This window comes from Streptomyces albus subsp. albus, from assembly GCF_000719865.1.
GTDB lineage: Bacteria > Actinomycetota > Actinomycetes > Streptomycetales > Streptomycetaceae > Streptomyces > Streptomyces albus_E.
On record NZ_JOID01000017.1, the window covers coordinates 18,256 to 43,125 of the forward strand.

Annotated in this window: 22 protein-coding genes; 13 read left to right on the plus strand and 9 right to left on the minus strand. The window is 73.4% G+C overall.

Features of this window, described 5'->3' with window-relative positions; all coding sequences use genetic code 11:
• Nucleotides 1–739: 739 nt before the first annotated feature.
• On the minus strand, nucleotides 740–1,705 hold the full coding sequence (locus tag IF83_RS0119015) for a tetratricopeptide repeat protein (protein ID WP_030545695.1): 966 nt from the start codon (nucleotides 1,703–1,705) through the stop codon (nucleotides 740–742).
• A 331-nt stretch (nucleotides 1,706–2,036) separates the two neighbouring features.
• On the opposite strand from IF83_RS0119015, the gene IF83_RS0119020 reads away from it, so the two are divergent.
• On the plus strand, nucleotides 2,037–2,723 hold the full coding sequence (locus IF83_RS0119020) for a TetR/AcrR family transcriptional regulator (RefSeq protein ID WP_037680525.1): 687 nt from the start codon (nucleotides 2,037–2,039) through the stop codon (nucleotides 2,721–2,723).
• 172 nt (nucleotides 2,724–2,895) lie between these two features.
• Here IF83_RS0119020 and IF83_RS0119025 read toward each other — a convergent pair whose 3' ends face one another.
• From IF83_RS0119025 to IF83_RS0119035, 3 genes are all read right to left on the minus strand, one after another.
• On the minus strand, nucleotides 2,896–4,596 hold the full coding sequence (locus tag IF83_RS0119025) for an acyl-CoA mutase large subunit family protein (RefSeq protein WP_030545697.1): 1,701 nt from the start codon (nucleotides 4,594–4,596) through the stop codon (nucleotides 2,896–2,898).
• 86 nt (nucleotides 4,597–4,682) lie between these two features.
• A complete protein-coding gene (locus IF83_RS0119030) occupies nucleotides 4,683–5,015 on the minus strand; it encodes a DUF3817 domain-containing protein (RefSeq protein WP_030545698.1) in 333 nt (110 codons plus the stop codon).
• Nucleotides 5,016–5,087: 72 nt separating this feature from the next.
• On the minus strand, nucleotides 5,088–5,600 hold the full coding sequence (locus tag IF83_RS0119035; RefSeq protein ID WP_030545699.1) for a MarR family winged helix-turn-helix transcriptional regulator: 513 nt from the start codon (nucleotides 5,598–5,600) through the stop codon (nucleotides 5,088–5,090).
• Between the two features lie 120 nt (nucleotides 5,601–5,720).
• Between IF83_RS0119035 and IF83_RS33795 the strand changes: the two genes are divergently transcribed.
• The gene (locus IF83_RS33795) at nucleotides 5,721–6,923 is read left to right on the plus strand and encodes an ArsR/SmtB family transcription factor (RefSeq protein ID WP_244177128.1); all 1,203 of its coding nucleotides are present in this window, start codon (nucleotides 5,721–5,723) and stop codon (nucleotides 6,921–6,923) included.
• A 122-nt stretch (nucleotides 6,924–7,045) separates the two neighbouring features.
• Here IF83_RS33795 and IF83_RS0119045 read toward each other — a convergent pair whose 3' ends face one another.
• Nucleotides 7,046–7,390 carry a DUF3817 domain-containing protein gene (locus tag IF83_RS0119045; RefSeq protein ID WP_030545701.1) on the minus strand — a complete coding sequence of 115 codons (345 nt, stop codon included), beginning with the start codon at nucleotides 7,388–7,390 and terminating at the stop codon, nucleotides 7,046–7,048.
• Between the two features lie 234 nt (nucleotides 7,391–7,624).
• On the opposite strand from IF83_RS0119045, the gene IF83_RS0119050 reads away from it, so the two are divergent.
• The 4 genes from IF83_RS0119050 to IF83_RS0119065 all read left to right on the plus strand — a co-directional run bounded on the left by IF83_RS0119050 (nucleotide 7,625) and on the right by IF83_RS0119065 (nucleotide 10,297).
• Nucleotides 7,625–8,263 (plus strand): AIM24 family protein, encoded by a 639-nt coding sequence (locus IF83_RS0119050; protein WP_030545702.1) that lies wholly within the window; start codon nucleotides 7,625–7,627, stop codon nucleotides 8,261–8,263.
• Nucleotides 8,263–8,913 (plus strand): AIM24 family protein, encoded by a 651-nt coding sequence (locus IF83_RS0119055; RefSeq protein ID WP_030545703.1) that lies wholly within the window; start codon nucleotides 8,263–8,265, stop codon nucleotides 8,911–8,913. The genes IF83_RS0119050 and IF83_RS0119055 overlap by 1 nt, the downstream gene beginning before the upstream one ends.
• On the plus strand, nucleotides 8,910–9,692 hold the full coding sequence (locus IF83_RS0119060; RefSeq protein WP_030545704.1) for an AIM24 family protein: 783 nt from the start codon (nucleotides 8,910–8,912) through the stop codon (nucleotides 9,690–9,692). Before IF83_RS0119055 ends, IF83_RS0119060 begins: the two co-directional genes overlap by 4 nt.
• Nucleotides 9,693–9,823: 131 nt before the next feature.
• Nucleotides 9,824–10,297: a MarR family winged helix-turn-helix transcriptional regulator gene (locus tag IF83_RS0119065; RefSeq protein ID WP_030545705.1), complete on the plus strand. Its 474-nt coding sequence runs from the start codon at nucleotides 9,824–9,826 to the stop codon at nucleotides 10,295–10,297.
• Nucleotides 10,298–10,432: 135 nt separating this feature from the next.
• Here IF83_RS0119065 and meaB read toward each other — a convergent pair whose 3' ends face one another.
• Together meaB and IF83_RS0119075 are read right to left on the minus strand one after the other, a co-directional pair.
• A complete protein-coding gene (gene meaB, locus IF83_RS0119070; RefSeq protein WP_030545706.1) occupies nucleotides 10,433–11,389 on the minus strand; it encodes a methylmalonyl Co-A mutase-associated GTPase MeaB in 957 nt (318 codons plus the stop codon).
• Nucleotides 11,390–11,451: 62 nt separating this feature from the next.
• Nucleotides 11,452–12,654, minus strand: a complete 1,203-nt coding sequence (locus tag IF83_RS0119075) for an acetyl-CoA C-acetyltransferase (protein WP_030545707.1) — start codon at nucleotides 12,652–12,654, stop codon at nucleotides 11,452–11,454.
• A gap of 173 nt (nucleotides 12,655–12,827) precedes the next feature.
• Here IF83_RS0119075 and mce point away from each other — a divergent pair, with 173 nt between their 5' ends.
• From mce to IF83_RS30430, 5 genes are all read left to right on the plus strand, one after another.
• On the plus strand, nucleotides 12,828–13,280 hold the full coding sequence (mce, locus tag IF83_RS0119080; protein WP_030545708.1) for a methylmalonyl-CoA epimerase: 453 nt from the start codon (nucleotides 12,828–12,830) through the stop codon (nucleotides 13,278–13,280).
• A 271-nt stretch (nucleotides 13,281–13,551) separates the two neighbouring features.
• Complete coding sequence (gene scy / locus IF83_RS0119085; protein ID WP_030545709.1) at nucleotides 13,552–17,169, plus strand: polarized growth protein Scy; 3,618 nt, start codon at nucleotides 13,552–13,554, stop codon at nucleotides 17,167–17,169.
• A 124-nt stretch (nucleotides 17,170–17,293) separates the two neighbouring features.
• On the plus strand, nucleotides 17,294–18,223 hold the full coding sequence (locus IF83_RS0119090) for a coiled-coil domain-containing protein (RefSeq protein ID WP_030545710.1): 930 nt from the start codon (nucleotides 17,294–17,296) through the stop codon (nucleotides 18,221–18,223).
• A 239-nt stretch (nucleotides 18,224–18,462) separates the two neighbouring features.
• The gene (locus tag IF83_RS0119095; RefSeq protein WP_030545711.1) at nucleotides 18,463–19,701 is read left to right on the plus strand and encodes an ABC transporter ATP-binding protein; all 1,239 of its coding nucleotides are present in this window, start codon (nucleotides 18,463–18,465) and stop codon (nucleotides 19,699–19,701) included.
• Nucleotides 19,698–21,158 carry an ABC transporter permease subunit gene (locus IF83_RS30430; RefSeq protein WP_078843620.1) on the plus strand — a complete coding sequence of 487 codons (1,461 nt, stop codon included), beginning with the start codon at nucleotides 19,698–19,700 and terminating at the stop codon, nucleotides 21,156–21,158. Before IF83_RS0119095 ends, IF83_RS30430 begins: the two co-directional genes overlap by 4 nt.
• Before the next feature lie 51 nt (nucleotides 21,159–21,209).
• Here the strand turns inward: IF83_RS30430 and IF83_RS0119105 are convergent, their stop codons facing one another.
• Nucleotides 21,210–21,557: an ATP/GTP-binding protein gene (locus IF83_RS0119105; protein WP_030545713.1), complete on the minus strand. Its 348-nt coding sequence runs from the start codon at nucleotides 21,555–21,557 to the stop codon at nucleotides 21,210–21,212.
• 241 nt (nucleotides 21,558–21,798) lie between these two features.
• On the opposite strand from IF83_RS0119105, the gene IF83_RS0119110 reads away from it, so the two are divergent.
• On the plus strand, nucleotides 21,799–22,827 hold the full coding sequence (locus tag IF83_RS0119110) for an LLM class flavin-dependent oxidoreductase (RefSeq protein ID WP_030545715.1): 1,029 nt from the start codon (nucleotides 21,799–21,801) through the stop codon (nucleotides 22,825–22,827).
• Between the two features lie 127 nt (nucleotides 22,828–22,954).
• Here the strand turns inward: IF83_RS0119110 and IF83_RS0119115 are convergent, their stop codons facing one another.
• The gene (locus IF83_RS0119115) at nucleotides 22,955–23,347 is read right to left on the minus strand and encodes an SCO5389 family protein (protein ID WP_030545717.1); all 393 of its coding nucleotides are present in this window, start codon (nucleotides 23,345–23,347) and stop codon (nucleotides 22,955–22,957) included.
• 205 nt (nucleotides 23,348–23,552) lie between these two features.
• Here IF83_RS0119115 and nucS point away from each other — a divergent pair, with 205 nt between their 5' ends.
• The gene (gene nucS / locus IF83_RS0119120; protein WP_030545719.1) at nucleotides 23,553–24,215 is read left to right on the plus strand and encodes an endonuclease NucS; all 663 of its coding nucleotides are present in this window, start codon (nucleotides 23,553–23,555) and stop codon (nucleotides 24,213–24,215) included.
• The last annotated feature ends 655 nt before the right edge of the window (nucleotides 24,216–24,870 follow it).

Below are 24,870 nucleotides of genomic sequence, written 5' to 3' on the forward strand. Positions count from 1 at the left end.
ACGTCCTCGGGAAGGGGAACGCCGTACTCGGAGACGGATACGTGTCCGAAACGCGGCGATCACCCCCGAGCGACAACCACTGGCCACGCTCTCGCGCAACCTCCTGGACAGGACCTGCTCCGCGGCAGGTACCCCCCTGTCCAAGGCCGGCATCACCCACGCCGGCCTGCCCGGTGGGGACCCGCTCCGTGGCGCCGGCTGGATGCGGCACTGCGGGACGGGACCGAGCGTGGCCGATCGTGGTGCATATCCGTCTGTCACACAAGGGGTTCGTTACTTGCCAGTAATGAACCGATGACAGAAGACGGTCCGGAGCGCCCGAATTCGGCACTGTCGGTCGTCGCGATTCGCTGCGGCACATCCGGAATACCCGGACAGAAACGGACGAAGATCCGCCAGTCTCTTACTGGCAGTAACAGCGGGCGTGATTGCCAAGTTTTGGCAAAGTACGGCGTTCGGGGTGTGGAGATCCGGACATCCGGCAACGCGGGCCCGGCCGCGGCGGCCCCCTGTGCGCGCCATACCGGCCGGGCATCCGCGGAGGGATCCGGCGGGAGATCCCGCGGGCCCCCGGGAGGCACCGCGGAGACGGCGGACGGCGGCCACCCGCGGGTCCTTTCCCCGCGAGTGGCCGCCGTCCGGGCCGGCCGTACCGCTGTCACCGTCCCGCCTGCGCCCCGGCCCCGGCGCTCCGCCCCGGGGCCGGTGTCCGCACGCGGCGCGGCGCGGCCCGGAGGGCCTAGAACAGCACGCGCGCCAGCGCGGTCCGGGCCTTGGTCACGCGCGGGTCGTCCGCGCCGATGACCTCGAAGAGCTCCAGGAGCCGCACCCTCGCCCGCTCCCGCTCGTCACCGACGGTGCGCCGTACCGTCTCGACCAGCCGTCCGAAGGCGTCCTCGACGTGTCCGCCGACCAGATCCAGATCCGCGGCGGCGATCTGGGCGTCCACGTCCGCCGGGTTGTCGGCCGCCGTCTTCCGCACCGCCTGCGGGTCCGCCCCCTGCACCCGCTGGAGCAACTCCGCCTGGGCCAGGCCCAGCTTGGCCTCCGGGTTGGCCGGGTCATCGCCGAGGACGTTCCGGTAGGCCTGGATGGCGCCGCCCAGGTCGCCCGCGTCCAGCGCCTCGTGAGCCGCCGCGAGCGCCGAGTCGTACGGGCCCGCGGGCGGTTCGGGAGCCGCCTGCCCGGGCTCCCCCTCCGCCCCGAGGGGCCCGCCGACGATGCCGAAGCGCTCCTCGGCCACCTGGATCAGCTGGTCCAGCACCTGCCGGATCTGCGCCTCGGGGGCCGCGCCCTGGAACAGCGGCAGCGCCTGCCCGCCGACGACGGCGAAGACGGCCGGGATGCCCTGGACGCCGAACTGCTGGAAGAGCATCTGATTGGCCTCGACGTCGACCTTGGCCAGGATGAAGCGGCCGTCGTACTCCGCCGCCATCCGCTCCAGCACCGGGCTGAGCTGCTTGCAGGGCTCGCACCACTCGGCCCAGAAGTCGATGACGACCGGCACCTGGGCCGACCGCTGGAGCACCTCCCGCTCGAAATCCGCCTCATTGACATCGATCACGGCGGCCGGAGGCGCGGCAGCCGGCCGGCCCTCGCGGGCCGCCTCGGCGCGCGCCTGCTCCGCCTTCTGCCTGGCCTCCCCGGCGGCCTTCACGGCGGCGAGGTCGACCACTCCACTCATGGACATGTTCCGTGGCTGCATGGGTACATCCTCCCCTCTCCGGGCGCCGATCGGAAAAGCGCCGGGTGGACGCTCGCCGTTCGGGCCGTCCGTACGGCCGCCGGATCGCGGAGTACGGCCGGCCCGGCCGCCGCGGTGTGCGGGGAGGGCCGCTGTGGCGCCGGGTCCCCACCCGGTGCCGGATCCTTCGTCAGCGGTTCCGCGCGGCGTCGGTCGGGGCCGCGCGGGGTCGGGTTGTGCGTGTCGCGTGGTTGTCGCGTGGTGGTCGTGCTCGGGTCTCTCACACTTTCGATACCAACCGTAGCGTAATTGCGGCCGGGTGGGAACGGGGACCGGCGTTAAGGTCGTGTCCATGCCCGCCCCCGCCCGTCGCACCCCCCGTACCGGCCGCCCCCGCGACGCCGGCGCGGACCGCGCGATCCTGGCCGCGACCCGGGCCGCGCTGGTGGAACTCGGCTGGTCGAGGCTGTCGCTGGGGGACGTCGCGGCGCGCGCCGGCGTGGCCAAGACCACGCTCTACCGCCGCTGGTCCGGCAAGAACGACCTCGTGCTGGACGCCGTCGCCGAACTCCTGGACGAACTGGAGCTTCCCGACCGGGGCAGCCTGCGCGCCGACGTGGAGGGCGTGGTGCTGCGCTTCGCCCGGCTGCTGGAGCGGCCGGAGGCCAAGGCCTCGCTGATGGCCGTGGTCGCCGAGTCGACGCACGACCCGGCCCTGCGGGAGCGGATCCGGTCGGCGATCGTGGACCGGCAGAAACGGCTCGTCCTGCTCGGCCGGGAACGGGCGCAGCGGCGCGGCGAACTGCCCGCGGACGCGCCCGGCCCGGAGGGCGCCGCGGCGGCGCGGCGCTCGGTGGACCTGATCTTCGACGTGATCGCCGGCGCGGTGGTGCACCGGACGCTGGTGAGCAGCGAGCCCGTGGACCCCGGCTGGGTGCGCGACCTCACGGCCCTGCTGCTCGACGGGCTGACGGCCGGGGCCACCCCGCCGCCGGCCGCCCCACCGGGGCCCGGACGACCGGAGACGGGGCTCCCGTAGGCGGGGCCCGGACGGGGGCACCGGGGCCGGCGGCGGGCCGGGGCGGGCGGCCGGTGGCGGGGCGGCCGGACGGACAGCCGGGACGGACGAGCGGGGCTGACGGCTTCAACGGACAGCCGGAGGGCCGGGGGTTCGCGCCCCCGGCCCTCCGGAAAAACCCCCGCGCCGGGCGTCAGAAGCCGGCCGGCTCCGTGTAGACGCCCCACTCCTCGCGCAGCACGCCGCAGATCTCGCCGAGCGTGGCCTCGGCCCGTACGGCCTCCAGCATGGGCTCGATCATGTTGCCGCCGTCCCGGGCCGCCGCGAGCATGGCGTCCAGGGCGGCCCGGACCGCGCCGTCGTCACGGGCGGCCTTCCGCTCCGCGAGCACCCGGACCTGCTCCCGCTCGACCTCGTGGCTGACCCGCAGGATCTCCAGGTCTCCGGTGACGGAGCCGGTGTGGCAGTTGACGCCGACGACCTTCTTGTCACCCTTCTCCAGGGCCCGCTGGTACGCGAAGGCCGCTTCGGCGATCTCGCCGGTGAACCAGCCGTCCTCGATGCCGCGCAGGATGCCGGAGGTGATCGGCCCGATCGGGTGCTCGCCGTTCGGCACCGCGCGCCGGCCCCGCTCCCGGATCTGCTCGAAGATCTTCTCGGCGTCGGCCTCGATCCGGTCGGTCAGCGCCTCGACGTACCAGGAGCCGCCGAGCGGGTCGGCGACGTTGGCGACGCCGGTCTCCTCCATCAGCACCTGCTGGGTGCGCAGCGCGATCTCGGCGGCCTGCTCCGAGGGGAGCGCCAGGGTCTCGTCCAGGGCGTTGGTGTGCAGGGAGTTGGTGCCGCCGAGGACGGCGGCGAGCGCCTCGACCGCGGTCCGCACCACGTTGTTGTACGGCTGCTGGGCGGTGAGCGAGACCCCGGCGGTCTGGGTGTGGAAGCGCAGCCACTGCGCCTTCTCCGTCTTCGCCCCGTAGACGTCGCGCATCCAGCGGGCCCAGATGCGGCGTGCGGCGCGGAACTTGGCGATCTCCTCGAAGAAGTCGAGGTGCGCGTCGAAGAAGAAGGAGAGGCCGGGCGCGAAGTCGTCCACGTCCAGGCCGCGGGAGAGGCCCAGTTCGACGTAGCCGAAGCCGTCGGCGAGGGTGTAGGCGAGCTCCTGCGCCGCCGTGGAGCCGGCCTCGCGGATGTGGTAGCCGGAGACGGAGAGCGGCTTGTACGCGGGGATGTTCCGCGCGCAGTGCTCCATGAGGTCGCCGATGAGGCGCAGATGCGGCTCGGGCTGGAAGAGCCACTCCTTCTGCGCGATGTACTCCTTGAAGATGTCCGTCTGCAGCGTGCCGTTGAGGACGCCGGGGTCGACGCCCTGCCGCTCGGCGGCGACGAGGTACATACAGAAGACGGGGACGGCGGGCCCGCTGATCGTCATGGAGGTGGTGACGTCGCCGAGCGGGATGTCCCGGAAGAGGACCTCCATGTCGGCGGCGGAGTCGATGGCGACGCCGCAGTGGCCGACCTCGCCGAGCGACTTGGGCTCGTCGGAGTCGCGGCCCATGAGGGTCGGCATGTCGAAGGCGACGGAGAGGCCGCCGCCGCCGGCCTCCAGGATCATCTTGTAGCGCTCGTTGGTCTGCTCGGCGTTGCCGAAGCCGGCGAACTGGCGGATGGTCCAGGTGCGGCCCCGGTAGCCGGTCGGGTACAGACCGCGGGTGAAGGGGTACTCCCCGGGCCAGCCGATCCGCTCGAAGCCGGGCACGGTGCTGCCCGGGGGCGGGCCGTACACGGGGTCGACCGGGTCGCCCGAGAGCGTGGTGAAGTCTGCGTCCCGCTTGCGGGCCGCGTCGTAACGGGCCTGCCAGCGGCGGCGGCCTTCTTCGAGGGCGTCGGAGTCCATGGAGGCCAATTTACTTGGACGTCCTACTATCTGTCGATGGCAGTCCGCGGGGCACGGGTGACCGGGGCCCCGCGGTGCCGGGCCGCTCAGGCCTTCGCGACCACCGGACCGCCGTCCGCCACGAGCGGTTCCACCTCACGGGTGATCTTGCGCTCCACGAAGAAGGCGGCGAGCGGGATGGTGCCGGAGAGCAGCACCCAGAGCAGCTTGCCGAAGCTCCACTTGGCCTTGGAGCCCAGGTCGAAGGCGAAGATCAGATAGATGATGTACAGCAGGCCGTGCGTCTGGGACACCACGAAGGTGAGGTCCTCACCGCGGCCGAAGCCGTACTTGAACACCATGCAGGTGCTGAGCACCAGCAGCATCACGGCGGTGACGTAGGCCATGACCCGGTACCGGGTCAGCACGCTCTTCTTCATGCCGTCGAGCGTAACCGGAGCACGCCGCGAGCCCCCCGCTGCCCCGGGGCCGGGCCCGGACCCGGCCCGGCCTCAGCCTTTTTCGTCGAAGTCGCCGGCCGCGACGCGCAGGGGGCGCAGCAGCGCGAAGATCTCGGCGCACTCCTCCGCGTCGTACACCCCCAGCCCGAAGTCCATCGCCATCAGGTCGCGGGTGGCGGACTCGACGACCTCGCGCCCCTTGTCGGTGATGGTCGCCAGGGTGCCGCGCCCGTCGTTGGGGTTCGGCCGCTTGGCGACGAGCCCGGAGCGGACCAGCCGGTCGACGGTGTTGGTGACGGAGGTGGGGTGGACCATCAACCGCTCGCCGATCTTGGACATCGGGAGCTCCCCGGCCTTGCTGAAGGTGAGCAGCACCAGGGCCTCGTACCGGGCGAAGGTGAGGCCGTACGGCTTGACGACCGCGTCCACCTGCCCGAGCAGGATCTGCTGGGCCCGCATGATCGAGGTGATGGCGACCATGGACGGCACGGATCCCCATCGCTGCTTCCAGAGTTCGTCGGCTCGGGCGATCGGGTCGAACGACAGACTGAGCGGCTTCGGCACGCCTCGACCCTACCGGCCGGTCATATGGTGGTCAGCCCCGTTCCGCATACCGGTCAACCGGACGGCACGGGAGGACCGGCCAGGCATGTGCCCCAGCCCTCGGGGTAGATCATCTCCGACATGCTTTCGGACGGAGACGAAAACCTGGCGGAGAGGGCGGACCACCCCATGCCGTTCCATCTGCGATGCGGGCCCGACGACGCGGCGCGCTGCCGGTTCGCGGTCTCCCCGCTCTGGGAGACGCGGAGCGCCGTGCGCGCCCTGGACCGCCCCGGCCCGCCCGGCACCCGGCTGCCGTGGCTGCGCAGGATCCAGGTGGCGGCCTCGGGGCTGAACCTGGCGCCGCTGTCACTGCTGACGCCGGTCCACGGCCGCGGCCCGCGCTTCCTCGCCCCGCGCCCCGACGGCACCGGCACCCGGATCGAGGACGAACTGGCCCGGGTCCGGGCGACCGACCCGGCGGTGGCCCGGGTGGAGCTGGAGCGGGCGCTGGCCGGAACCCCGGGCGCGGCCGGCAGCCTGCGCGGACGCCGGATGCTGGAGGACCCGGGCCGGGCCGTCAAGGAGCTGGCGGACCTGCTGGAGCTGGCCTGGCGGGCGCTGATCGAGCCGGACTGGCCGCCACTGCACGCCCTGCTGGAGGCCGACGCCGCCTTCCACGCGCGGCGGCTGGCCGGCGGCGGGCCGGAGGCGCTCTTCGCCGAACTGCACCCGGACGTGTCCTGGGCGGACGGCACGCTGACGATCGCGCACGCCGAACCGCCGGGGGACGGCACGGAGCGGAGCGCCGCCCCGTCACCGTCCGCTCCGGACGGAGCCGATGGCACCGGAAGGCCGGAGGACGCGGCAGCGGCCGGACCGCCGCACGGAGCGGACGGTGACGGGGCGCCGGACGGTGCCGACGGGCGCGGGGTACGAGAGGGCGCGGACGGCGGCCGGGCGCGGGACGGAGCGGACGGCGGCGGGCTGCTGCTGGTCCCGAGCGTCTTCTGCCGGCCGGGCCCGGTCGCGGGCCGCGAGATGCCGTGGGACCGTGCGCTGGTCTACCCGGCACGGGGCCTCGGCGGACTGTGGCAGTCCTCCGGCGACCAGCCGCCGGAGGTGCTGTCCCGGCTGCTCGGCCGGGGCCGCGCGGCCGTCCTCACCGCGCTGGAGGAGCCGGCCAGCACCACGGGCCTCGCCCGCCGGCTGGGCCTGGCCCCGTCCTCCGTCTCGGCGCATCTCTCGGCGCTGCGCGACGCGGGCCTGCTGACCTCGCACCGCTACGGCCACCAGGTGCTGTACGAGCGCACGCCGCTCGGGATCGCGCTGGCGGCCGGCTGACCGAGGGCGGCGTACCCGTCGGCGGCGGCGTACGCCGTCCGGAGCGGCCGGCGTCCCCCCGGACCCGGGTGACGGCCCCGGACCCGGGTCACGGCCCCGGGCCCGGGTGACGCTCCGACCGGTCAGGCGCTGACGACGCCCTCGCGGCGGGCCCGGGCGGCGATGACCCCGGCCTCCTCCTCGCGGCGCAGCATCCGCTCGGCCCAGAAGCCGCCGACCGGGATCAGCGAGAGCACGAAGTAGACCAGCGGCTGCTTCACCGGCCACTTGGTGCGGTTCCAGGCGTCGGCCAGGAAGAGCAGGAAGAGGACGACCAGCACGCCGTGGATCGCGCCCATCACCGGCACCGCGTTGAAGTCGGTGGTGCGCTTGAGCACCGAGCAGACCAGCAGCAGCACATAGGAGACCGCCTCCACGGCGGAGACCAGGCGGAGTCGGCGGACGGCGGAAGCGGTCTTGATGTCCACGGGCGGGAACCTCTTTCGACGGAACGGGGGGCGGGGTCGTGGAGCCGGAGGGCTGGGGGCGCCCCTGCGGGCGAGCTGCTTGTGAACGCTTGCACAAACGCGTCCATTCTGACAGCCGTTCCCGGCGGACGGCCGCCCGGGTGGGCCGGTGTGACCTTCGCGACGCGCGGTCCGCCCGGCCTCGTACGGGAGATCCCCTGTCGGTACTCCCCCGGGACGGATACGGTCGGGGCTGTGGCGCAATTCCGACTGCAAGGCAGCAAAGTGCTCGCCGTCGACCTGGGCGGAGAGGCCGTCAAGGCGAAGAACGGCGCGATGGTGGCCTACGACGGCCGTATGGACTTCAAGAAGCTGAGCGGGGGCGGCGAGGGCCTGCGCGGCATGGTCACCCGCCGGCTCACGGGTGAGCAGATGGAGCTGATGGAGGTGCGGGGGCAGGGGACCTGCTGGTTCGCCGACCGGGCCACCGAGATCACGCTCGTCCCGCTGCACGGCGACAAGCTCCATGTGGAGGCGAGCAATCTGCTAGCGGCCGACGCGGGGCTCCGCACCGGCACGACCTTCACCGGGCTGCGCGGGGCCGCCCAGGGCAACGGCCTGTTCACCACGGTCGTCGAGGGCACGGGCCAGGCGGCCATCATGTCCGACGGGCCGGCCGTGGTGCTGCGGGTGTCGCCGGCGTACCCGCTGCGGGTGGACCCGGGAGCGTACGTGGCCCACACGGGCAAGCTGCGGCAGGAGTTCCAGTCCGGGGTGAACTTCCGCACCGTCATGGGCGAGGGCTCCGGGGAGTCGTTCCAGATCCGCTTCGAGGGCGAGGGGCTGGTCTATGTGCAGCCCAGCGAGCGCAACACGGTCGGGGGGCAGCTCTGATGCCGTTCCGGGAGATCAACTCGAAGATGGTCGAGGCGCGGATCACGCCCGGTCAGCGGCTGTTCAGCCAGCGCGGCGCCATGCTCGCCTACACGGGGGAGGTGAGCTTCACCCCGAGCATGGCGGGCGGCCAGGGTGGGGTGATGTCGATGATCGGCCGCCGGGTGGCGGGCGAGGCGGCGCCGCTGATGACGGTCGAGGGCGACGGCACCGTGATGTTCGGGCACGGCGGTCACCACATCCAGGTGATCGAGCTGTCCGGTGACACCCTGCACGTGGAGGCGGACCGGCTGCTGGCCTTCGACGGCACGCTCCAGCAGAAGCCGGTGTTCCTGGGCTCGCAGGGCGGGGTGATGGGCATGGTGCGCGGCCAGGTCACCGGCCAGGGCCTGTTCACCACCACCCTGAGCGGGCACGGTTCGGTGGCCGTGATGGCCCACGGCGGCGTCATCGAACTGCCGGTCACGCCGGATCGTCCGGTGCACGTCGACCCGCAGGCATACGTCGCCCACCACGGGGACGTGCGCAACAAGCTCTCCACGGCGCTGGGCTGGCGCGACATGGTCGGCCGCGGCTCGGGAGAGGCCTTCCAGCTCGAACTGTCGGGCACCGGCGCGGTGTTCGTCCAGGCATCGGAGGAGAAGCTGTGACCGGTCCGGCCGTCTTCGACCCGCAGACCCTGCCGGCCGACGACAACGTCAACGCGTACACCTTCTGCGTGGACCTGAACGGCCAGTGGTTCCTGCAGAAGGGCAAGATGATCGCCTACTACGGCGAGATCAGCTTCGACGGCGTCGGCCACGGCCGCCTCGACCGGCTGGTCGCCGGCAGCTTCCACTCCCCGCTGCACGCGGCGGACTGGGTGGTGGCCGAGGGCCGGGGCAAGATGCTCCTCGCCGACCGGGCCTTCGACGTCAACTCCTACGACCTGGAGGACGGCAACCTCACCGTCCGGTCGGGCAACCTGCTGGCCTTCGAACCGGGGCTGTCGCTCAAGCAGTCGATCATCCCGGGCTTTCTCACCCTGATCGGGACGGGGAAGTTCGTGGCCGCCTCGAACGGCCCGGTGGTCTTCGTGGAGCCGCCGGTCCGGGTCGACCCGCAGGCCCTCGTCGGCTGGGCGGACTGCCCGTCCCCCTGCCACCACTACGACCACGGGTATCTGCGCGGGGTGCTGGGCGGCGTGCGGGCCCTGACGGGGCTCGGCGGGGCCTCCGGGGAGGAGCACCAGTTCGAGTTCACGGGCGCGGGGCAGGTGCTGCTGCAGTCCACGGAGCAGTTGATGGACGAGATCGCCACCGGCGCCGTGCCGGGCGAGCCGGGCGTGCCCGGCGGCGGTCACCCCGGCGGACAGGGCCCCGGTTCTGCGCCCGGACTTCCCCCACTTCCGGGCGGTCTGGGAGGGCTCCAGCGCCGCTTCGGACTGTAAACGGCAGTCTCCGGAGTGTAACGTTTCGAACGCCTGCCCGCACCGGCAGTTTTGCACGAGGGAACATTTGGGGGCGGTGCGAAGCAGTCCACCATTGGTCCGCTTTTCAACTTTATAGGTAGAATATTCATATGGAGACCGAGACGGCCACCCGCTGGCTCAGCGATGAGGAACAGCGTGCCTGGCGCACCCACCTGGACGTCAGCAAACTGCTGATGCACCAACTGGAGAAGGATCTGCAGCCGTTCGGCCTGACCATCAACGACTACGAGATCCTGGTGAACCTCTCCGAATCCGATGAGTCGCGGATGCGAATGAGTGATCTCGCCGCCGCGACCCTCCAGTCGAAGAGCAGACTCTCGCACCAGATCACCCGCATGGAGAACGCGGGGCTCGTCCGGCGGGAGAACTGCGAATCCGACCGGCGGGGGCTCTACGCCGTGCTGACCGACCACGGGGCGCAGGTCATGCGGGAGGTGGCACCGCACCATGTCGCCTCCGTACGGCGGCACTTCATCGATCTGATGCCGCCCGCGGATCTCGCCGCGCTCCGCGAGACCCTGACCCCGGTCGCGGAGCACCTGCGCGAACAGCGCGCCGGCTAACCGGCCGCCGGCCGCCGCCCGGGCCCTCCGTCCGGGCCGCGACCGCTCCGCACCGGCCTCAGGACGACGGCGGCGCCGGTCCCGCACGGACCGGCGCCGCCGTTCGTGATGCCCCGGGCCCGGGCCCGGAGCCCGTCAGCTCTCGGTGACCCCGGCGACCAGTTCGTCCGCGGCCGTGTACGGGTCCAGCGTCCCGTCCACGATCCGCTCGGCCAGCGCGTCGAGCCGCCGGTCGCCGCGGAGGTCGCCGATCCGCTCCCGCAGGGTGGTCACCGCGATGGTCTCCACCTCGTGGGCCGCGCGCGCCCGGCGCCGCTCGGTGAGGGTGCCGCGCTCCTCCATCCAGGCCCGGTGCTTCTCCAGGGCCTCGACGAGCTCGTCTACCCCCTCGCCCCGCGCCGCGACGGTCTTGACGATCGGCGGGCGCCAGTCCCCCGGCGACCGGGACTCGCCCAGGCCGAGCATGTGGTTGAGCTCCCGGGCGGTGGCGTCGGCCCCGTCCCGGTCGGCCTTGTTCACCACGTAGACGTCGCCAATCTCCAGGATTCCGGCCTTGGCCGCCTGGATGCCGTCCCCCATGCCGGGGGCCAGCAGCACCACGCTGGTGTCGGCCTGCGAGGCGATCTCCACCTCGGACTGGCCGACGCCGACGGTCTCCACCAGGACCACGTCGCAGCCGGCCGCGTCGAGCACGCGGATCGCCTGCGGGGCGGCCCAGGCCAGTCCGCCGAGATGGCCGCGGGTGGCCATCGAGCGGATGTAGACGCCGGGGTCGGAGGCGTGGTCGCCCATCCGCACCCGGTCGCCCAGCAGCGCGCCGCCGGAGAACGGCGAGGAGGGGTCGACCGCGAGCACCCCGACCCGCTTCCCGGCCTTGCGGTACGCGGTGACGAGCGCCGAGGTGGACGTGGACTTGCCCACCCCGGGCGATCCCGTCAGCCCGACCACGTACGCGTTGCCGGTCAGCGGCGCGAGGGCGGCCATGACCTCACGGAGCTGCGGCGACGCCCCCTCCACCAGTGAGATCAGCCGGGCCACGGCACGCGGGCGGCCCTCCCGCGCCTGCTCGACCAGGGTGGGGACGTCGGCCATCGGTCAGTGCTCCGTCTCTCTCGATCTCTTCGGGCCCCGCGGGATGGTCCGGGGGCCGCGGGTCACTTGCCCGGGACGCGGACGATCAGGGCGTCGCCCTGGCCGCCGCCGCCGCACAGGGCCGCCGCGCCGGTGCCGCCGCCGCGCCGCTTGAGCTCCAGCGCCAGGTGGAGCACGACGCGGGCGCCGGACATGCCGATCGGGTGGCCGAGGGCGATGGCGCCGCCGTTGACGTTGACCTTCTCCGAGGTCACGCCGAGGTCCTTCATGGACTGCACGGCGACCGCGGCGAACGCCTCGTTGATCTCGATCAGGTCCAGATCGCCGACCGTCAGGCCGTCCTTGTCCAGCGCGTGCTTGATCGCGTTGGCGGGCTGGGACTGCAGCGAGTTGTCGGGGCCGGCCACGTTGCCGTGGGCGCCGATCTCGGCGATCCACTCCAGGCCCAGCTCCTCGGCCTTGGCCTTGCTCATGACGACCACGGCGGCCGCGCCGTCGGAGATCTGCGAGGAGGTGCCGGCGGTGATGGTGCCGTCCTTGGCGAAGGCGGGCCGGAGCTTGCCCAGCGACTCGACCGTGGTCTCGGCGCGGATGCCCTCGTCCTGCGAGAAGACCACCGGGTCGCCCTTGCGCTGCGGGATCTCGACCGGGGTGATCTCGGCCTCGAACAGGCCGTTCTTCTGGGCGGCCGCGGCGCGCTGGTGGGAGGCCGCCGCGATCTCGTCCTGCTCGGCGCGGCCGATGCCCAGCCGGGTGTTGTGCTTCTCGGTGGACTCGCCCATGGCGACGTTCTCGAAGGAGTCGGTCAGCCCGTCGTGCGCCATGGCGTCGATGACCTGCACCGCGCCGTACTTGTAGCCCTCGCGGGACTTCGGCAGCAGGTGCGGGGCGTTGGTCATGGACTCCTGGCCGCCGGCGACGATCACGTCGAACTCACCGGCGCGGATGAGCTGGTCGGCCAGCGCGATGGCGTCCAGGCCCGAGAGGCAGACCTTGTTGATGGTCAGCGCGGGCACGTTCATCGGGATGCCGGCCTTCACGGCCGCCTGCCGGGCGGGGATCTGCCCGGCGCCCGCCTGGAGCACCTGGCCCATGATCACGTACTGCACCTGGTCGCCGCCGATGCCGGCCCGGTCCAGGGCGGCCTTGATGGCCACCCCGCCGAGGTCGGCGCCGGAGAAGCTGCGCAGGGAGCCGAGCAGACGCCCCATGGGCGTACGGGCCCCTGCGACGATCACAGAAGTGGTACCGGTCGTGGCAGTCATGGTGCGGTCCCTTCGGACGGGATCAAGCCTTCCGGGGGGGATGCGGCAGGGCCCCGGAAGGGTTAACGAGGGTTTCCGTCAATGTACTGAGCGGTATGCCCCCGGGTCACCGGTCGGCGGGTGTGATCGCGCGCACGTTGCGTAGTCGCATGTGAGAGGGGTGCACTGGTCTCATGCTGACGCGTATCGACCACATCGGAATCGCCTGCTTCGACCTCGACAAGACGGTGGAGTTCTACCGTGCCACCTACGGCTTCGAGGTCTTCCACTCGGAGGTCAACGAGGAACAGGGCGTGCGGGAGGCCATGCTCAAGATCAACGAGACCTCGGACGGCGGCGCCTCCTACCTGCAGCTCCTGGAGCCCACCCGCGAGGACTCCACCGTCGCGAAGTGGCTGGCCAAGAACGGCGAGGGCGTGCACCACATCGCCTTCGGCACGGCCGACGTCGACGGCGACGCCGCCGCCATCCGGGACAAGGGGGTCCGCGTTCTCTACGACGAGCCCCGCACCGGCTCCATGGGCTCGCGGATCACCTTCCTCCACCCCAAGGACTGCGGCGGCGTGCTGACCGAACTCGTCACCGCCAAGGGCGCGGAGGGAAGCGAGGACGCCCACAGCCACTGACCTCACATCGCCCCGGCCGGTAGAGTGGCCGTTCGGCCGGGGTTGTGAGGCCTGCGCAGGTTCCACGGCTGTGCCCCCTTCCCCGCCGATGATCTGACACCATTCCCCGGAAGGCACTGTTCAGTTCAAGGAACCCTTCTCCGATTGAAGGCATCCTTGTTCCGGAACGTACCTTCCTCGGAAGGGCAGTGCCGATCGAAGAACGGGCCGGCGCCTGAACGGGCAGGGCAGCGCCGGTGTCGACGCGACCAGGGGACGGATGGACCGCGCAGTGCGGGGCTACGACCGCTACGAGGCTGACGACCACCTCTCGAAGTTCGAAGCCGAGATGGAGCGGCTGAAGACCGAGCGGGAGAAGGCCGTCCAGCACGCCGACGACCTCGGCTACCAGGTCGAGGTGTTGCGCGCCAAGCTGCACGAGGCGCGCCGCACCATCATGTCCCGGCCCGCCTACGACCACGGCGACCTCGGCTACCAGGCCGAGCAGCTGCTCCGCAACGCCCAGATCCAGGCCGACCAGCTCCGCACCGACGCCGAACGGGAGCTGCGCGAGGCCCGCGCCCAGACCCAGCGGCTGCTGCAGGAGGTCGCCGAGCGGCAGGCCCGGCTGGAGGCCGAGCTGCACAGCGAGGCGGTCGAGCGCCGCCGCCGGCTCGACGAGGAGCTGGCGGAGCGGCGGCAGACCGTCGAGGCGCACGTCAACGAGAACGTCGCCTGGGCCGAGCAGCTCCGCGCCCGCACCGAGTCCCAGGCCCGGCGGCTGCTGGAGGAGTCCCGCGCCGAGGCCGAGCAGTCCCTCGCCGCCGCCCGCGCCGAGGCGCACCGCCTCACCGAGCAGGCCCGGGAGCGGCTCGGCAGCCAGGCCGAGTCGGCCCGCGCCGAGGCCGAGCAGATCCTGCGCCGGGCCCGCACCGACGCCGAACGCCTGCTGACCGCCGCGTCCAACCAGGCGCAGGAGGCCACCGACCACGCCGAGCAGCTCCGTACGTCCACGGTCGGCGAGTCCGAGCAGGCCCGCCGCCAGTCCGCGGAACTGACCCGGACGGCAGAGCAGCGCATGAAGGAGGCCGAGGAGGCGCTGCGCACGGCGCGCGCCGAGGCCGAGCGGCTGCGCGAACAGGCGGAGGCGGAGGCCGGCAAGAAGCTCAGCAGCGCCGAGTCCGCCAACGAGCAGCGGATGCGCACCGCCAAGGCGGAGATCGCCCGGCTCGTCAACGAGGCCACCAAGGAAGCCGAGACGATCAAGGCGGAGGCCGAGCAGCTGCGGGCAGACGCCCGGGCCGAGGCCGACCGGATGCGCGCGGAGGCCGAGGAGGCCGCCCGTTCCAAGGTCGCCGAGGACTCCGCCGCGCAGCTGGCGAAGGCCGCCCGCAGCGCCGAGGAGCTGCTGACCAAGGCCGAGGAGGACGCCAAGGCGACCACCCGCGCCGCGGCCGAGGAGGCCGAGCGCATCCGCCGCGAGGCCGAGGCCGAGGCCTCCCGGCTGAGCAGTGAGGCCGCCGACGCCGCCGAGCAGGTCAAGGGCGCGGCCAAGGACGACACCAAGGAGTACCGCGCCAAGACCGTCGAACTCCAGGAGGAGGCACGGCGGTTGCGCGGCGAGGCCGAGCAGCTGCGGGCCGACGCCGTCGCGGAGGCCGAGCGGCTGCGGGGTGAGGCCCGCCGCGAGGCCGTCCAGCAGATCGAGGAGGCCGCGAAGCAGGCCGAGGAGCTGCTGGCCAAGTCCAAGGCGGACGCCGAGGAGCTGCGGAACGGTGCCAGCTCCGACAGCGAGCGCATCCGCACCGAGGCCATCGAGCGCGCCACCACCCTGCGCCGGCAGGCGGAGGACGCCCTGGAGCGCGCCCGCGGCGAGGCGGAGGAACTGCGCACGGAGGCCCTCGCACAGGCCCGCAAGACGGCCGACCAGGCCGTCGAGGAGGCCACCCAGCTCCGCGAGGAGGCCGAGCAGGCCGCCCGCGACCGGCGCGCCGAGGCGGCCGAGGAGCTGACCCGGCTGCACACCGAGGCCGAGGAGCGGGTCACCGCCGCCGAGGAGGCGCTGCGCGAGGCCCGTACGGAGGCCGAACGGCTGCGCCGGGAGGCCGTCGAGGAGACCGACCGGCTGCGCACCGAGGCCGCCGAGCGGCTGCGCACCCTGCAGCAGCAGGCCGAGCGGGACGCCGAGCGGCTGCGCTCGGAGGCGGCGTCGGACGCGTCCGCGGCGCGCGCCGAGGGCGAGGCGGTGGCCGTGCGGCTGCGGACCGACGCCATGGCCGAGGCCGAGGAGCTGCGCGCGCAGGCCCAGGAGACGGCCGACCGCATCCGCGACGAGGCGGCGGCCGCCGCCGAGCGCACGGGCGCCGAGGCCGCGGAGGCGCTGAACGCCGCCCAGGAGGAGGCCTCCCGGCGGCGCCGGGAGGCGGAGACCCTCCTCGGGGACGCCCGCGAGGAGGCGGACCAGGAGCGCCGCCGCGCCCGGGAGCAGTCCGAGGAGCTGCTGGCCTCCGCCCGCAAGCGGGTGGAGGAGGCGCAGTCGGAGGCCGCGCGTCTGCTGGAGGAGGCCGAGCGGCGGGCCGCCGAACTGGTGGGCGCCGCCGAGCAGACCGCCCAGCAGGTACGGGACTCGGTGGCCGGGCTGCACGAGCAGGCCGAGCAGGAGATCGCCGGGCTGCGGTCGGCCGCCGAGCACGCGGCGCAGCGCACCCGCGAGGAGGCGCAGGGCGAGGCGGACCGGGTCCGCGCGGACGCCTACGCCGAGCGGGAGCGGGCCTCCGAGGACGCCACCCGGCTCCGGCAGGAGGCGCGCGAGGAGACGGAAGCCGCCAAGGCGATGGCCGACCGCACGGTCTCGGAGGCGATCGAGGAGGCCGAGCGGCTGCGGGCCACCTCCCGCGAGGAGGCCAACAAGCGGCGCTCGGACGCCGCGGTGCAGGCGGACCGGCTGCTCGCGGAGGCCACCGAGGAGGCGGACCGGCTGCGCCGGGAGGCCGCCGAGGCCGTCACCTCGGCCCAGCAGCACGCGGCGCGCACCCGCGCCGAGGCGGCCCGCACCAAGGCCGACGCGGAGGCGGCGGCCGAGCGGCTGAGCCGCGAGACGCGGGCGGAGGCCGAGCGGGAGCTGGACGAGGCGCGGAAAGCCGCGGCCCAGCGCCGGGCGGACGCGGCCGAGCAGGCGGACCAGCTGGTGGCCAGGGCCCGGGAGGAGGCGCTGCGCGCGGCGACCGCGGCCGAGGAGCAGGCGGACACCATGGTCGGTGCCGCCCGCCGGGAGGCCGAGCGGATCGTCGCCGAGGCGACGAACGAGGGCAACGGCGTGGTGGAGCGGGCCCGTACCGACTCCGACACCATGCTGGGCGAGGCACGGCGGGACGCCACCGCGATCCGCGAGCGGGCCGAGGAGCTGCGGGCCCGGGTCGAGTCCGAGGTGGAGGAGCTGCACGAGCGGGCGCGCCGGGAGGCGGCGGAGGCCGTGAAGTCGGCCGGAGAGCGGGTCGACAAGCTGGTCACGGCGGCGTCCGAGCAGGTCGCGGAGGCCGAGAAGAAGGCGGAGAAGCTGCTCTCGGAGGCGGCGAGCGAGGCCAGCAAGGTCCGGATCGCGGCGGTGAAGAAGGCCGAGGCTCTTCTCAAGGAGGCGGAGCAGAAGAAGGCGGAGGTCGAACGCGAGGCCGAGACGATGCGCGCGAAGGCGGCGGCCGAGGCGAAGCGGACGGTCGACGAGGGACAGCGCGAGCTGGATGTGCTGGTCCGCCGGCGCGAGGACATCAACGCCGAGATCTCAAGGGTCCAGGACGTGCTGGAGGCCCTGGAATCCTTCGAGACGCCCGGTGCGGCCGGGGGTGCGAACGGGGTCAAAACGGCTGCGGCGGCGGGGGCTTCCCGTTCGGGTGGCAAGGGGTCCGACAGCTAGCCACTCAAAAGAGGGGTCATTCTCCACACCAAACCGTCAATGACTCGATGACACGCCGTACGGGCGCCTAGGATTCGGTCTATCACCTCACCGGTCTCTTTCAGTCTCTTTCGACAGGAACCCCATGAGCGACACTTCCTCCCCCTTCGGCTTCGAGCTCGTGCGGCGTGGATACGACCGCGGCCAGGTGGACGACCGCATCACCAAGCTCGTCGCCGACCGCGACAGCGCACTGTCGCGCATCTCCGCCCTGGAGAAGCGGATCGAGGAACTGCACCTCGAAACGCAGAACGCCCAGGCCCAGGTCAACGACTCCGAGCCGTCGTACGCCGGTCTCGGCGCCCGGGTCGAGAAGATCCTCCGCCTCGCCGAGGAGGAGGCGAAGGATCTGCGGGACGAGGCCCGCCGGGCCGCCGACCAGCACCGCGAGCTGGCCGAGTCCGCCGCCCAGCAGGTCCGCAACGACGCCGAGAGCTACGCCACCGACCGCAAGCAGAAGGCCGAGGACGAGGGCGCCCGGATCGTCGACCGCGCGAAGGGCGAGGCGGCCACGCTCCGCGCCGACGCGCAGAAGGACGCCCAGGCGAAGCGCGAGGAGGCCGACGCCCTCTTCGAGGAGACCCGCGCCAAGGCCGCCCAGGCCGCCGCGGACTTCGAGACGAACCTCGCCAAGCGCCGCGAGCAGTCCGAGCGCGACCTCGCCTCCCGCCAGGCCAAGGCCGAGAAGCGGCTCGCGGAGATCGAGCACCGGGCCGAGCAGCTGCGCCTGGAGGCGGAGAAGCTGCGCACCGACGCCGAGCGCCGCGCCCGCCAGACGGTGGAGACCGCGCAGCGCCAGGCCGAGGACATCGTGGCCGACGCCAACGCCAAGGCCGACCGGATCCGCAGCGAGTCCGAGCGCGAGCTGGCGGCGCTCACCAACCGCCGCGACAGCATCAACGCCCAGCTGACCAACGTCCGCGAGATGCTGGCCACGCTCACCGGCGCGGCCGTCGCCGCGGCCGGCACCCCGGACGACGAGACCGCCGGCGTCCCGGCCCAGCAGCGCGGCTGACCCCGGCCCGTACCGGCGGCCGCACGGTCCGCCGCGCGGTTCCGGCCATGCTTCGGCGCCCCCCGCCATCCCAAGTGGCGGGGGGCGCCGCCGTGTTGCCGGGGGCGGTGTGCGCTCGGCGGTGGCGCGCGGCCGGTTCGCCGGTAGTCTCGTGTGATCTCAGGGGGCACCACACATCCCGGACAGACCATCGGACCACCGGATCCGCGGCCCCCGACCCATCCGGCGAGGGGCGGAGCATGATCGAGGCAGTCGGCCTGACGAAGCGCTACGGCGCCAAAACGGCCGTGTACAACTTGTCGTTCCAGGTACGGCCGGGCGCCGTCACCGGCTTTCTGGGGCCCAACGGCTCCGGGAAATCGACGACCATGCGCATGATCCTGGGCCTGGACGCGCCGACCGCCGGGCATGTGACGGTCGGCGGTCATCCGTTCCGCAGACTGCCCAACGCTCCCCGCCAGGTCGGGGCGCTCCTGGACGCGAACGCCGTGCACGGCGGGCGCAGCGCGCGGAACCATCTGCTCTCCCTCGCCCAGCTGTCCGGCATTCCGGCCCGCCGGGTCGACGAGGTGCTGGGCGTCGTGGGTCTGCAGGACGTGGCCCGGCGGCGGTCCAAGGGCTTCTCGCTCGGCATGGGCCAGCGGCTCGGTATCGCGGCGGCCCTGCTGGGCGATCCGCAGGTGCTGCTCTTCGACGAGCCGGTCAACGGCCTGGATCCGGAGGGCATCCTCTGGGTGCGCAATCTGATGAAGGGCCTCGCGTCCGAGGGCCGCACGGTCTTCGTCTCCAGCCACTTGATGAGTGAGATGGCGCTGACGGCCGACCACTTGATCGTGATCGGCCGCGGTCAGCTCCTCGCCGACATGAGCGTCAAGGACTTCATCTCGCACCACTCGGCCGGCTTCGCCCGGGTGCGGACGCCCGTGGACGCCCCGGAGCAGCGGGAGAAGCTGATCGCCGCGCTGAGCGGGGCGGGCGGTCACGTCCTGCCCGAACAGGACGGCGCGCTGCGCGTGTCGGGCCTGCCGCTGCCGCGCGTCAGCGATCTGGCGCACGAGGCGGACGTCCGGCTCTGGGAGCTCTCACCGCACCAGGCCTCGCTGGAGGAGGCCTATATGCAGATGACGCAGGGGGCGGTCGACTACCGCTCGGCGCTCGACCCGCGGGCCGGCCTGCAGGCCGCCGTGCCGGTCCCGGCGGGTCCGGGCTACGCGCCGCAGGGCGGTTACGCGCCCCAGGGCGGTTACGCGCCGCAAGGCGGTTACGCGCCGCAAGGCGGTTACGCGCCGCAGGGGCACGGGGGCTACGCGGCCCCCGCGCCGGGCCACGCCCCGCCGCCCGGGGCCGCCGTACCCGGGCCGTACCCGGCGGGCGTGCCGCAGCCGAACCCGTACGCCGCGCCGCAGCCGGCCGCCGCGCCGAGCGGCGCCGCCCCCGGCCCCGACCTGATGAAGCGTGACCACGAGGAAGCCCGATGACGACCCCCTCCCAGCCGCAGTCCGGAAACCACGCCACCCCGCCGGAGGACCCGCGGCCCGTGCCCCCGCCGAACGGCGCACCGGAACAGCAGCCCCCTGCCGAGCAGGCAGTCGCCGAACAGCCCCCGGCCGAGCGGTCCGTTACCGAAGGGTCCGTCACCGAAGGGCCGGTCGCCGAAGGGTCCGTCGCCGAGCGATCCCCGGCCGGGCAGCCGCCGGCAGCGACGGGCACCCCCCGGGCGCCTGGCGCGCAACCGGCTCCGGAGCCGCCGGCTTCCGGTCAGCAGGCACCCGGGCAGCAGGCGTCCGGACAGCGCGACACCCTCCTCCTCGCCCCGGAGCCGCGGACCGAGGAGCAGCCGGCCAAGACCGGGGACCCGCAGGTACCGCCGTCGCCGTCCGGGCCGCAGCGCGCCCGGGAGCAGCAGGCTCCCGGGCAGCAGTCCGCGCAGGGACCCGCCGCATCGGCGCAGGTGCTGCCCGCCCAGCAGCCGGCCGGGCAGCCCGCGGCGGGCCCGCCCCCGGCCGCCCCGGGACCGTACGGGCAGGCCCCCGCACCCGTACCCGTACCGCCACAGCCACAGCCACAGCCGCACGCGCAGCCCCCGCAGCCGTACGGCGCCCACCCGCCGCAGGGGCACCCCGGCCACGGGACCCCGTCCGCGCCCGGCGGCTACGCCTCCCCGATCCCGGTGCGCGACGCCCACCTCGGGCACGCCCTCGCCGCCGAGTGGACCAAGATCCGCTCCGTCCGCTCCACCGTCTGGACCCTGGCCGTCCTGGCCTTCCTCGTCCTCGGGATCGGCTTCCTGATCAACGTCTTCACGGACGACGGCGACTACGGCCTCCAACCGCCCATCAGCAACGGTCTGTTCGGGCTCATGCTCGGCCAGATCTGCGTCGTCACGCTCGGCGTGCTGGTGATCACCTCCGAGTACGGCACCGGCCTGATCCGCACCACCCTGACCGCCGCGCCCCGGCGTTCCCGGGTGCTGACCGCCAAGGCGCTGGTCTTCCTGGCGGTCTCGTGGACGGTCACCACGGCGGTCTGCACCCTGACGGCGCTGATGGGCGCGGCGCTGCACAGCGGGCCGGAAGTGGCCTCGGCCGACGGCGGGGAGTGGGCCGGGGCGACCGTCCTCTCCGGGCTCTACGTCTCGCTGCTCGGCCTGCTCGCCCTCGCCGTCGGCACCCTGCTGCGGCACTCGGCGGGGGCCATCACGGTCATGCTCGGCGTGGTGCTGCTGCCCGCGATCATCCCGGCGTTCCTCATGTTCTCCGAGAGCATGCGGCCCGCGGCGGAGAAGATCCTGGAGTACAACGCCATCAACTCCCTCGCCGCGCTGCACGGGGTCAACGACTCCGGTGACGGCCTGAGCCAGCTCCTGCTGCTGGCCGTCGTCACAGCGGTCGCCCTCGCCGGCGCCTACGCGGCGCTGGAGAAGCGGGACGTCTGAGCCGGACCGCACGGGCCGGGCCCGTCGCGGCCGCGCCTCCCCCGGTGCGGGTCAGTACCGGGGCGCGTTACGGGACCGCTGCACCCGCGTGGTGCGGCGGTCCCGGGCGTTCCAGCACGCCCGGTGCCAGTGCCGCCGGTCGTCCACCGGGCCCAGTTGCGCCCAGGCCACCACATGCGGCTGCCCGGGCGGGATCTCCTGGTCGCAGCCGGGACAGCGGTACCGCTTGGCCGCCGTGGAGGCGCCGACCGGCCGCACCACCCACTCCTCGCCGCGCCAGCTCTCCGTTCTCCCCCAGCCGGTGCCGAACGGCACCTCGTCCTCTCCCTCGCGGCGCCCGCCGCCGAACGGTGTGGGATTGCTGCCGCCGCCCCGGGGGCGGTTACGACGGGGGGACACGGGCTGCACCTCGCGGGGTATCCGAAGGGGGACGGTCTGCCGCACCCAGCCTACGCGCCGCGCCCGCCCCGGCAGCGGATCCGCAGGAATCCGCATCACCGCCTCCGATCGCCCGAAATCATCGGAATCCCCAATACCCGGATAATCAGCAGAACTTCACGGGAGACCGTGCCCTTGGCACGTGTCGGGCGTTGTTGCCGGTAGGGGAGGCAGCACGCCGTCCGCGAGGAGGCAGAAGGCGATGCAGGTAGGAGTTTTCGTACTGGCCGCGCAGTTCCCCGGCCAGGGAGCGGACGAGGCGCTGCGCCGCGCCGTGCGCACCGCGGAGGAGGCGGAGCGGGCCGGGCTCGATCAGGTGTGGCTCGCCGAGCACCACTTCGTGCCGTACGGGGTGTGCCCGTCCGCGGTGACGCTCGCCGCGCTGCTGCTCGGCCGCACCCGCCGGATCGGCGTCGGCACCGCGGTCAGCGTGCTGCCGACCGCGCATCCGGTGGTGCTCGGCGAGCAGACGGCGCTGCTCCATCTCCTCTCGGGCGGGCGGTTCACGCTCGGCGTCGGGCGGGGCGGCCCCTGGGTGGACCTGGAGGTGTTCGGCGCGGGCCTCGCGGCCTACGAACGGGGTTTCCCCGAGTCGCTGGACCTGCTGCTGCGCTGGCTGCGCGAGCCGCGGGTGGCGGCCGGGGGAGAGCGGTTCCGCTTCCGGGAGGTGCCGGTGGTACCGCGCCCCGGGGAGCTGCTGGAGCCGGACGAAGGCCCCCCGGTGGTCGTGGCCTGCACCTCGCGGGCGAGTGTGCGGCTGGCCGCCGAGCGCGGTCTGCCGATGCTCCTGGGCATGCACTGCGGTGACGAGGAGAAGGCCGGCATGGTCGCCTTCTGGCGCGACTGCGCCCGGGAGGCGGGCCGCCGTCCCGAGGAGATCGCGGCCGCCCGTCACGTCTCGGCCGGGGTGGCGCAGATCGGCGACTCCCGCGACCATGCCGCCGAGGCGCTGCTCAAGGCGATGCCGGGCTGGCTGCGCCAGGGGCTGGAGGCCCATGTCACGGTGGACGGCCGGGAGCGCCGGATGCGCGATCCGCGCGCGTACACCGAACTCCTCTGCGCGCTGCACCCGGTGGGCCCGCCCCGGCTCTGCGCGGACCGGCTGGCGGCCACCGCCGAGCGCACCGGCATCAGCCGGTTCGCCCTGCTGGTGGAGGGGTCCGGGGATCTCGCGGCCACCGAGGAGAACGTCCGGCGGCTGGGCAGCGAGGTATTGCCGCTGCTCGGCTGAGCCGGCCGGTCCGGCTGAGCCGTGAGCCGGGCGCCGTGGGGCGCCGTCCGGCACCGCACGACGCACACGGCGCCGCCCCGCGCCCGGCGGAATCCGGGTGCGGGGCGGCGCCGGGCGGCGGAAGGTCTCAGCAGTCGCGCAGCTGCGGCGACTGGTTCAGGATCTGGCCCCGTACGGAGGTGAAGCGCGTCAGCCTCTCGTCGGAGGCTCCGGCCGGCGGGAAGACGGCCACCCGGTGGCAGTTCTGGAACGCCAGCCGGACCCCGAAGTGCCGCTGCAGAGCCCCGCGTATCGCATCGCTCGCCAGCGCTCGGAGGAGCTGGCCGCGCGCCTGTTCGTCCGGTGGCGGCACCTGGTTGTCGGCGAACTCCCCGCCGTCGACCTGGAGCCGGTCCACCAGAGAGCTGATCATCTCCCATGCGTACGGCAGGGATTTCCGGACGCAGTCGACGAACTCCGCTTCATCGACCTCGCCTCGCTCGGCCTGTTCGAGCAGGGCCGGTGAGACGTCCAGCGACATGGGGTTCTCCTCTCGCACCCCCGGAGGGGTCTTCGGACGGCGAAGGGGAGCCGCCACAGAGCGTGCCCGGGCGGCGACTTCCCGCATCCACGGTATGCCGCTCCCGGTGGCCGCACCAGGAGAATGGTGACAACCAGCCAGCCGCCGAAGGCGCCCATCCAGGGCGAATCGCGTGGAGGCGGGACGGTCGAGTAGCGTGCGGGCCATGCGTCTCGTCATCGCTCGCTGCTCCGTGGACTACGCGGGCCGGCTCACCGCCCGTCTCCCCTCCGCACCCCGGCTGATCCTGGTCAAGGCGGACGGCAGTGTGTCCGTCCACGCCGACGACCGGGCCTACAAACCGCTCAACTGGATGTCTCCGCCCTGCACCCTCAAGGAGGGTGACGACGACGTGTGGACGGTGGTGAACAAGGCGGGCGAAAAGCTCATCATCACCATGGAGGAAATCCTCCACGACTCCTCCCACGAGCTGGGAGTTGACCCGGGGCTGATCAAGGATGGCGTGGAAGCGCATCTCCAGGAGCTCCTCGCCGACAGGATCGAGACACTCGGCGAAGGCTATGCGCTGATTCGGCGTGAATACCCCACTGCGATCGGCCCGGTGGACATCCTCTGCCGGGACGCCGAGGGCGCGACCGTCGCGGTGGAGATCAAGCGGCGCGGCGAGATAGACGGTGTCGAACAGCTCACCCGGTACCTGGAGCTCCTCAACCGCGATCCGCATCTGGCGCCGGTACGGGGCATCTTCGCGGCGCAGGAGATCAAGCCCCAGGCCCGGGTGCTCGCCACCGACCGGGGCATCGGCTGCACCGTGCTGGACTACGACGCGCTGCGCGGCATCGAGGACGACAAGCTCCGGCTCTTCTGAGCCCTCCGCTCCGCTCCGGCCCCGCCGCTCCGCGGCCCCCGCACCGGTGTCCCGCGCTCCGCGCGGGTATCGGGAAGGGGCCGCTCCGCGGCCCCCGCGCCGCTCCGCTCCGCGCACGGAGGGCGGCGCCCCCTCCGGCCCGCACCGCACGCGAAGAGCGACACCCCGCTCCGCGGGGCGGGGCACCGTGAGGCGACCGGCAGCCGGGCGGCCCGCTCAACCACAACACCGGCCCGGGCCCGCTCGGCCGCGCATACCGGCCCGGGCCCGCTCGGCCGCGCATACCGGCCCGGGCCCGCTCAGCCGGCGCATACCGGACCCGGCCCGCTCGGCCGGCGCATACCGGACCCGGCCCGCTCGGCCGGCGCATACCGGACCCGACCCGTTCAGCCGCACACACGGACCCGGCGGCACAACAACACACCAGCCGCACCCCGCAACCGCGCTCACGCGGCCCGGCCGTCCACATGACCACACACCCGGTCCGGCCCGTTCAGCCGCACACACGGACCCGGCGGCACAACAACACACCAGCTCCACCCCGCAACCGCGCTCACGCGGCCCGGCCGTCCACATGACCACACACCCGGTCCGGCCCGCCAGCCGCACATGCCGGACCGGCCCGGCCCGGCCCCCCTTAGCCGGACAACCCGGC

Coding starts and splice junctions, on each gene's coding strand:
- IF83_RS33795 (WP_244177128.1), top strand. CDS start 5,721: ATGCTTTCGGACGGAGACGAAAACCTGGCGGAGAGGGCGGACCACCCC.
- nucS (WP_030545719.1), top strand. CDS start 23,553: ATGCGTCTCGTCATCGCTCGCTGCTCCGTGGACTACGCGGGCCGGCTC.
- IF83_RS0119075 (WP_030545707.1), bottom strand. CDS start 12,654: ATGACTGCCACGACCGGTACCACTTCTGTGATCGTCGCAGGGGCCCGT.
- IF83_RS0119055 (WP_030545703.1), top strand. CDS start 8,263: ATGCCGTTCCGGGAGATCAACTCGAAGATGGTCGAGGCGCGGATCACG.
- IF83_RS0119090 (WP_030545710.1), top strand. CDS start 17,294: ATGAGCGACACTTCCTCCCCCTTCGGCTTCGAGCTCGTGCGGCGTGGA.
- IF83_RS30430 (WP_078843620.1), top strand. CDS start 19,698: ATGACGACCCCCTCCCAGCCGCAGTCCGGAAACCACGCCACCCCGCCG.
- IF83_RS0119095 (WP_030545711.1), top strand. CDS start 18,463: ATGATCGAGGCAGTCGGCCTGACGAAGCGCTACGGCGCCAAAACGGCC.
- IF83_RS0119115 (WP_030545717.1), bottom strand. CDS start 23,347: ATGTCGCTGGACGTCTCACCGGCCCTGCTCGAACAGGCCGAGCGAGGC.
- IF83_RS0119015 (WP_030545695.1), bottom strand. CDS start 1,705: ATGCAGCCACGGAACATGTCCATGAGTGGAGTGGTCGACCTCGCCGCC.
- IF83_RS0119030 (WP_030545698.1), bottom strand. CDS start 5,015: ATGAAGAAGAGCGTGCTGACCCGGTACCGGGTCATGGCCTACGTCACC.
- IF83_RS0119110 (WP_030545715.1), top strand. CDS start 21,799: ATGCAGGTAGGAGTTTTCGTACTGGCCGCGCAGTTCCCCGGCCAGGGA.
- IF83_RS0119020 (WP_037680525.1), top strand. CDS start 2,037: ATGCCCGCCCCCGCCCGTCGCACCCCCCGTACCGGCCGCCCCCGCGAC.
- IF83_RS0119025 (WP_030545697.1), bottom strand. CDS start 4,596: ATGGACTCCGACGCCCTCGAAGAAGGCCGCCGCCGCTGGCAGGCCCGT.
- IF83_RS0119065 (WP_030545705.1), top strand. CDS start 9,824: ATGGAGACCGAGACGGCCACCCGCTGGCTCAGCGATGAGGAACAGCGT.
- meaB (WP_030545706.1), bottom strand. CDS start 11,389: ATGGCCGACGTCCCCACCCTGGTCGAGCAGGCGCGGGAGGGCCGCCCG.
- mce (WP_030545708.1), top strand. CDS start 12,828: ATGCTGACGCGTATCGACCACATCGGAATCGCCTGCTTCGACCTCGAC.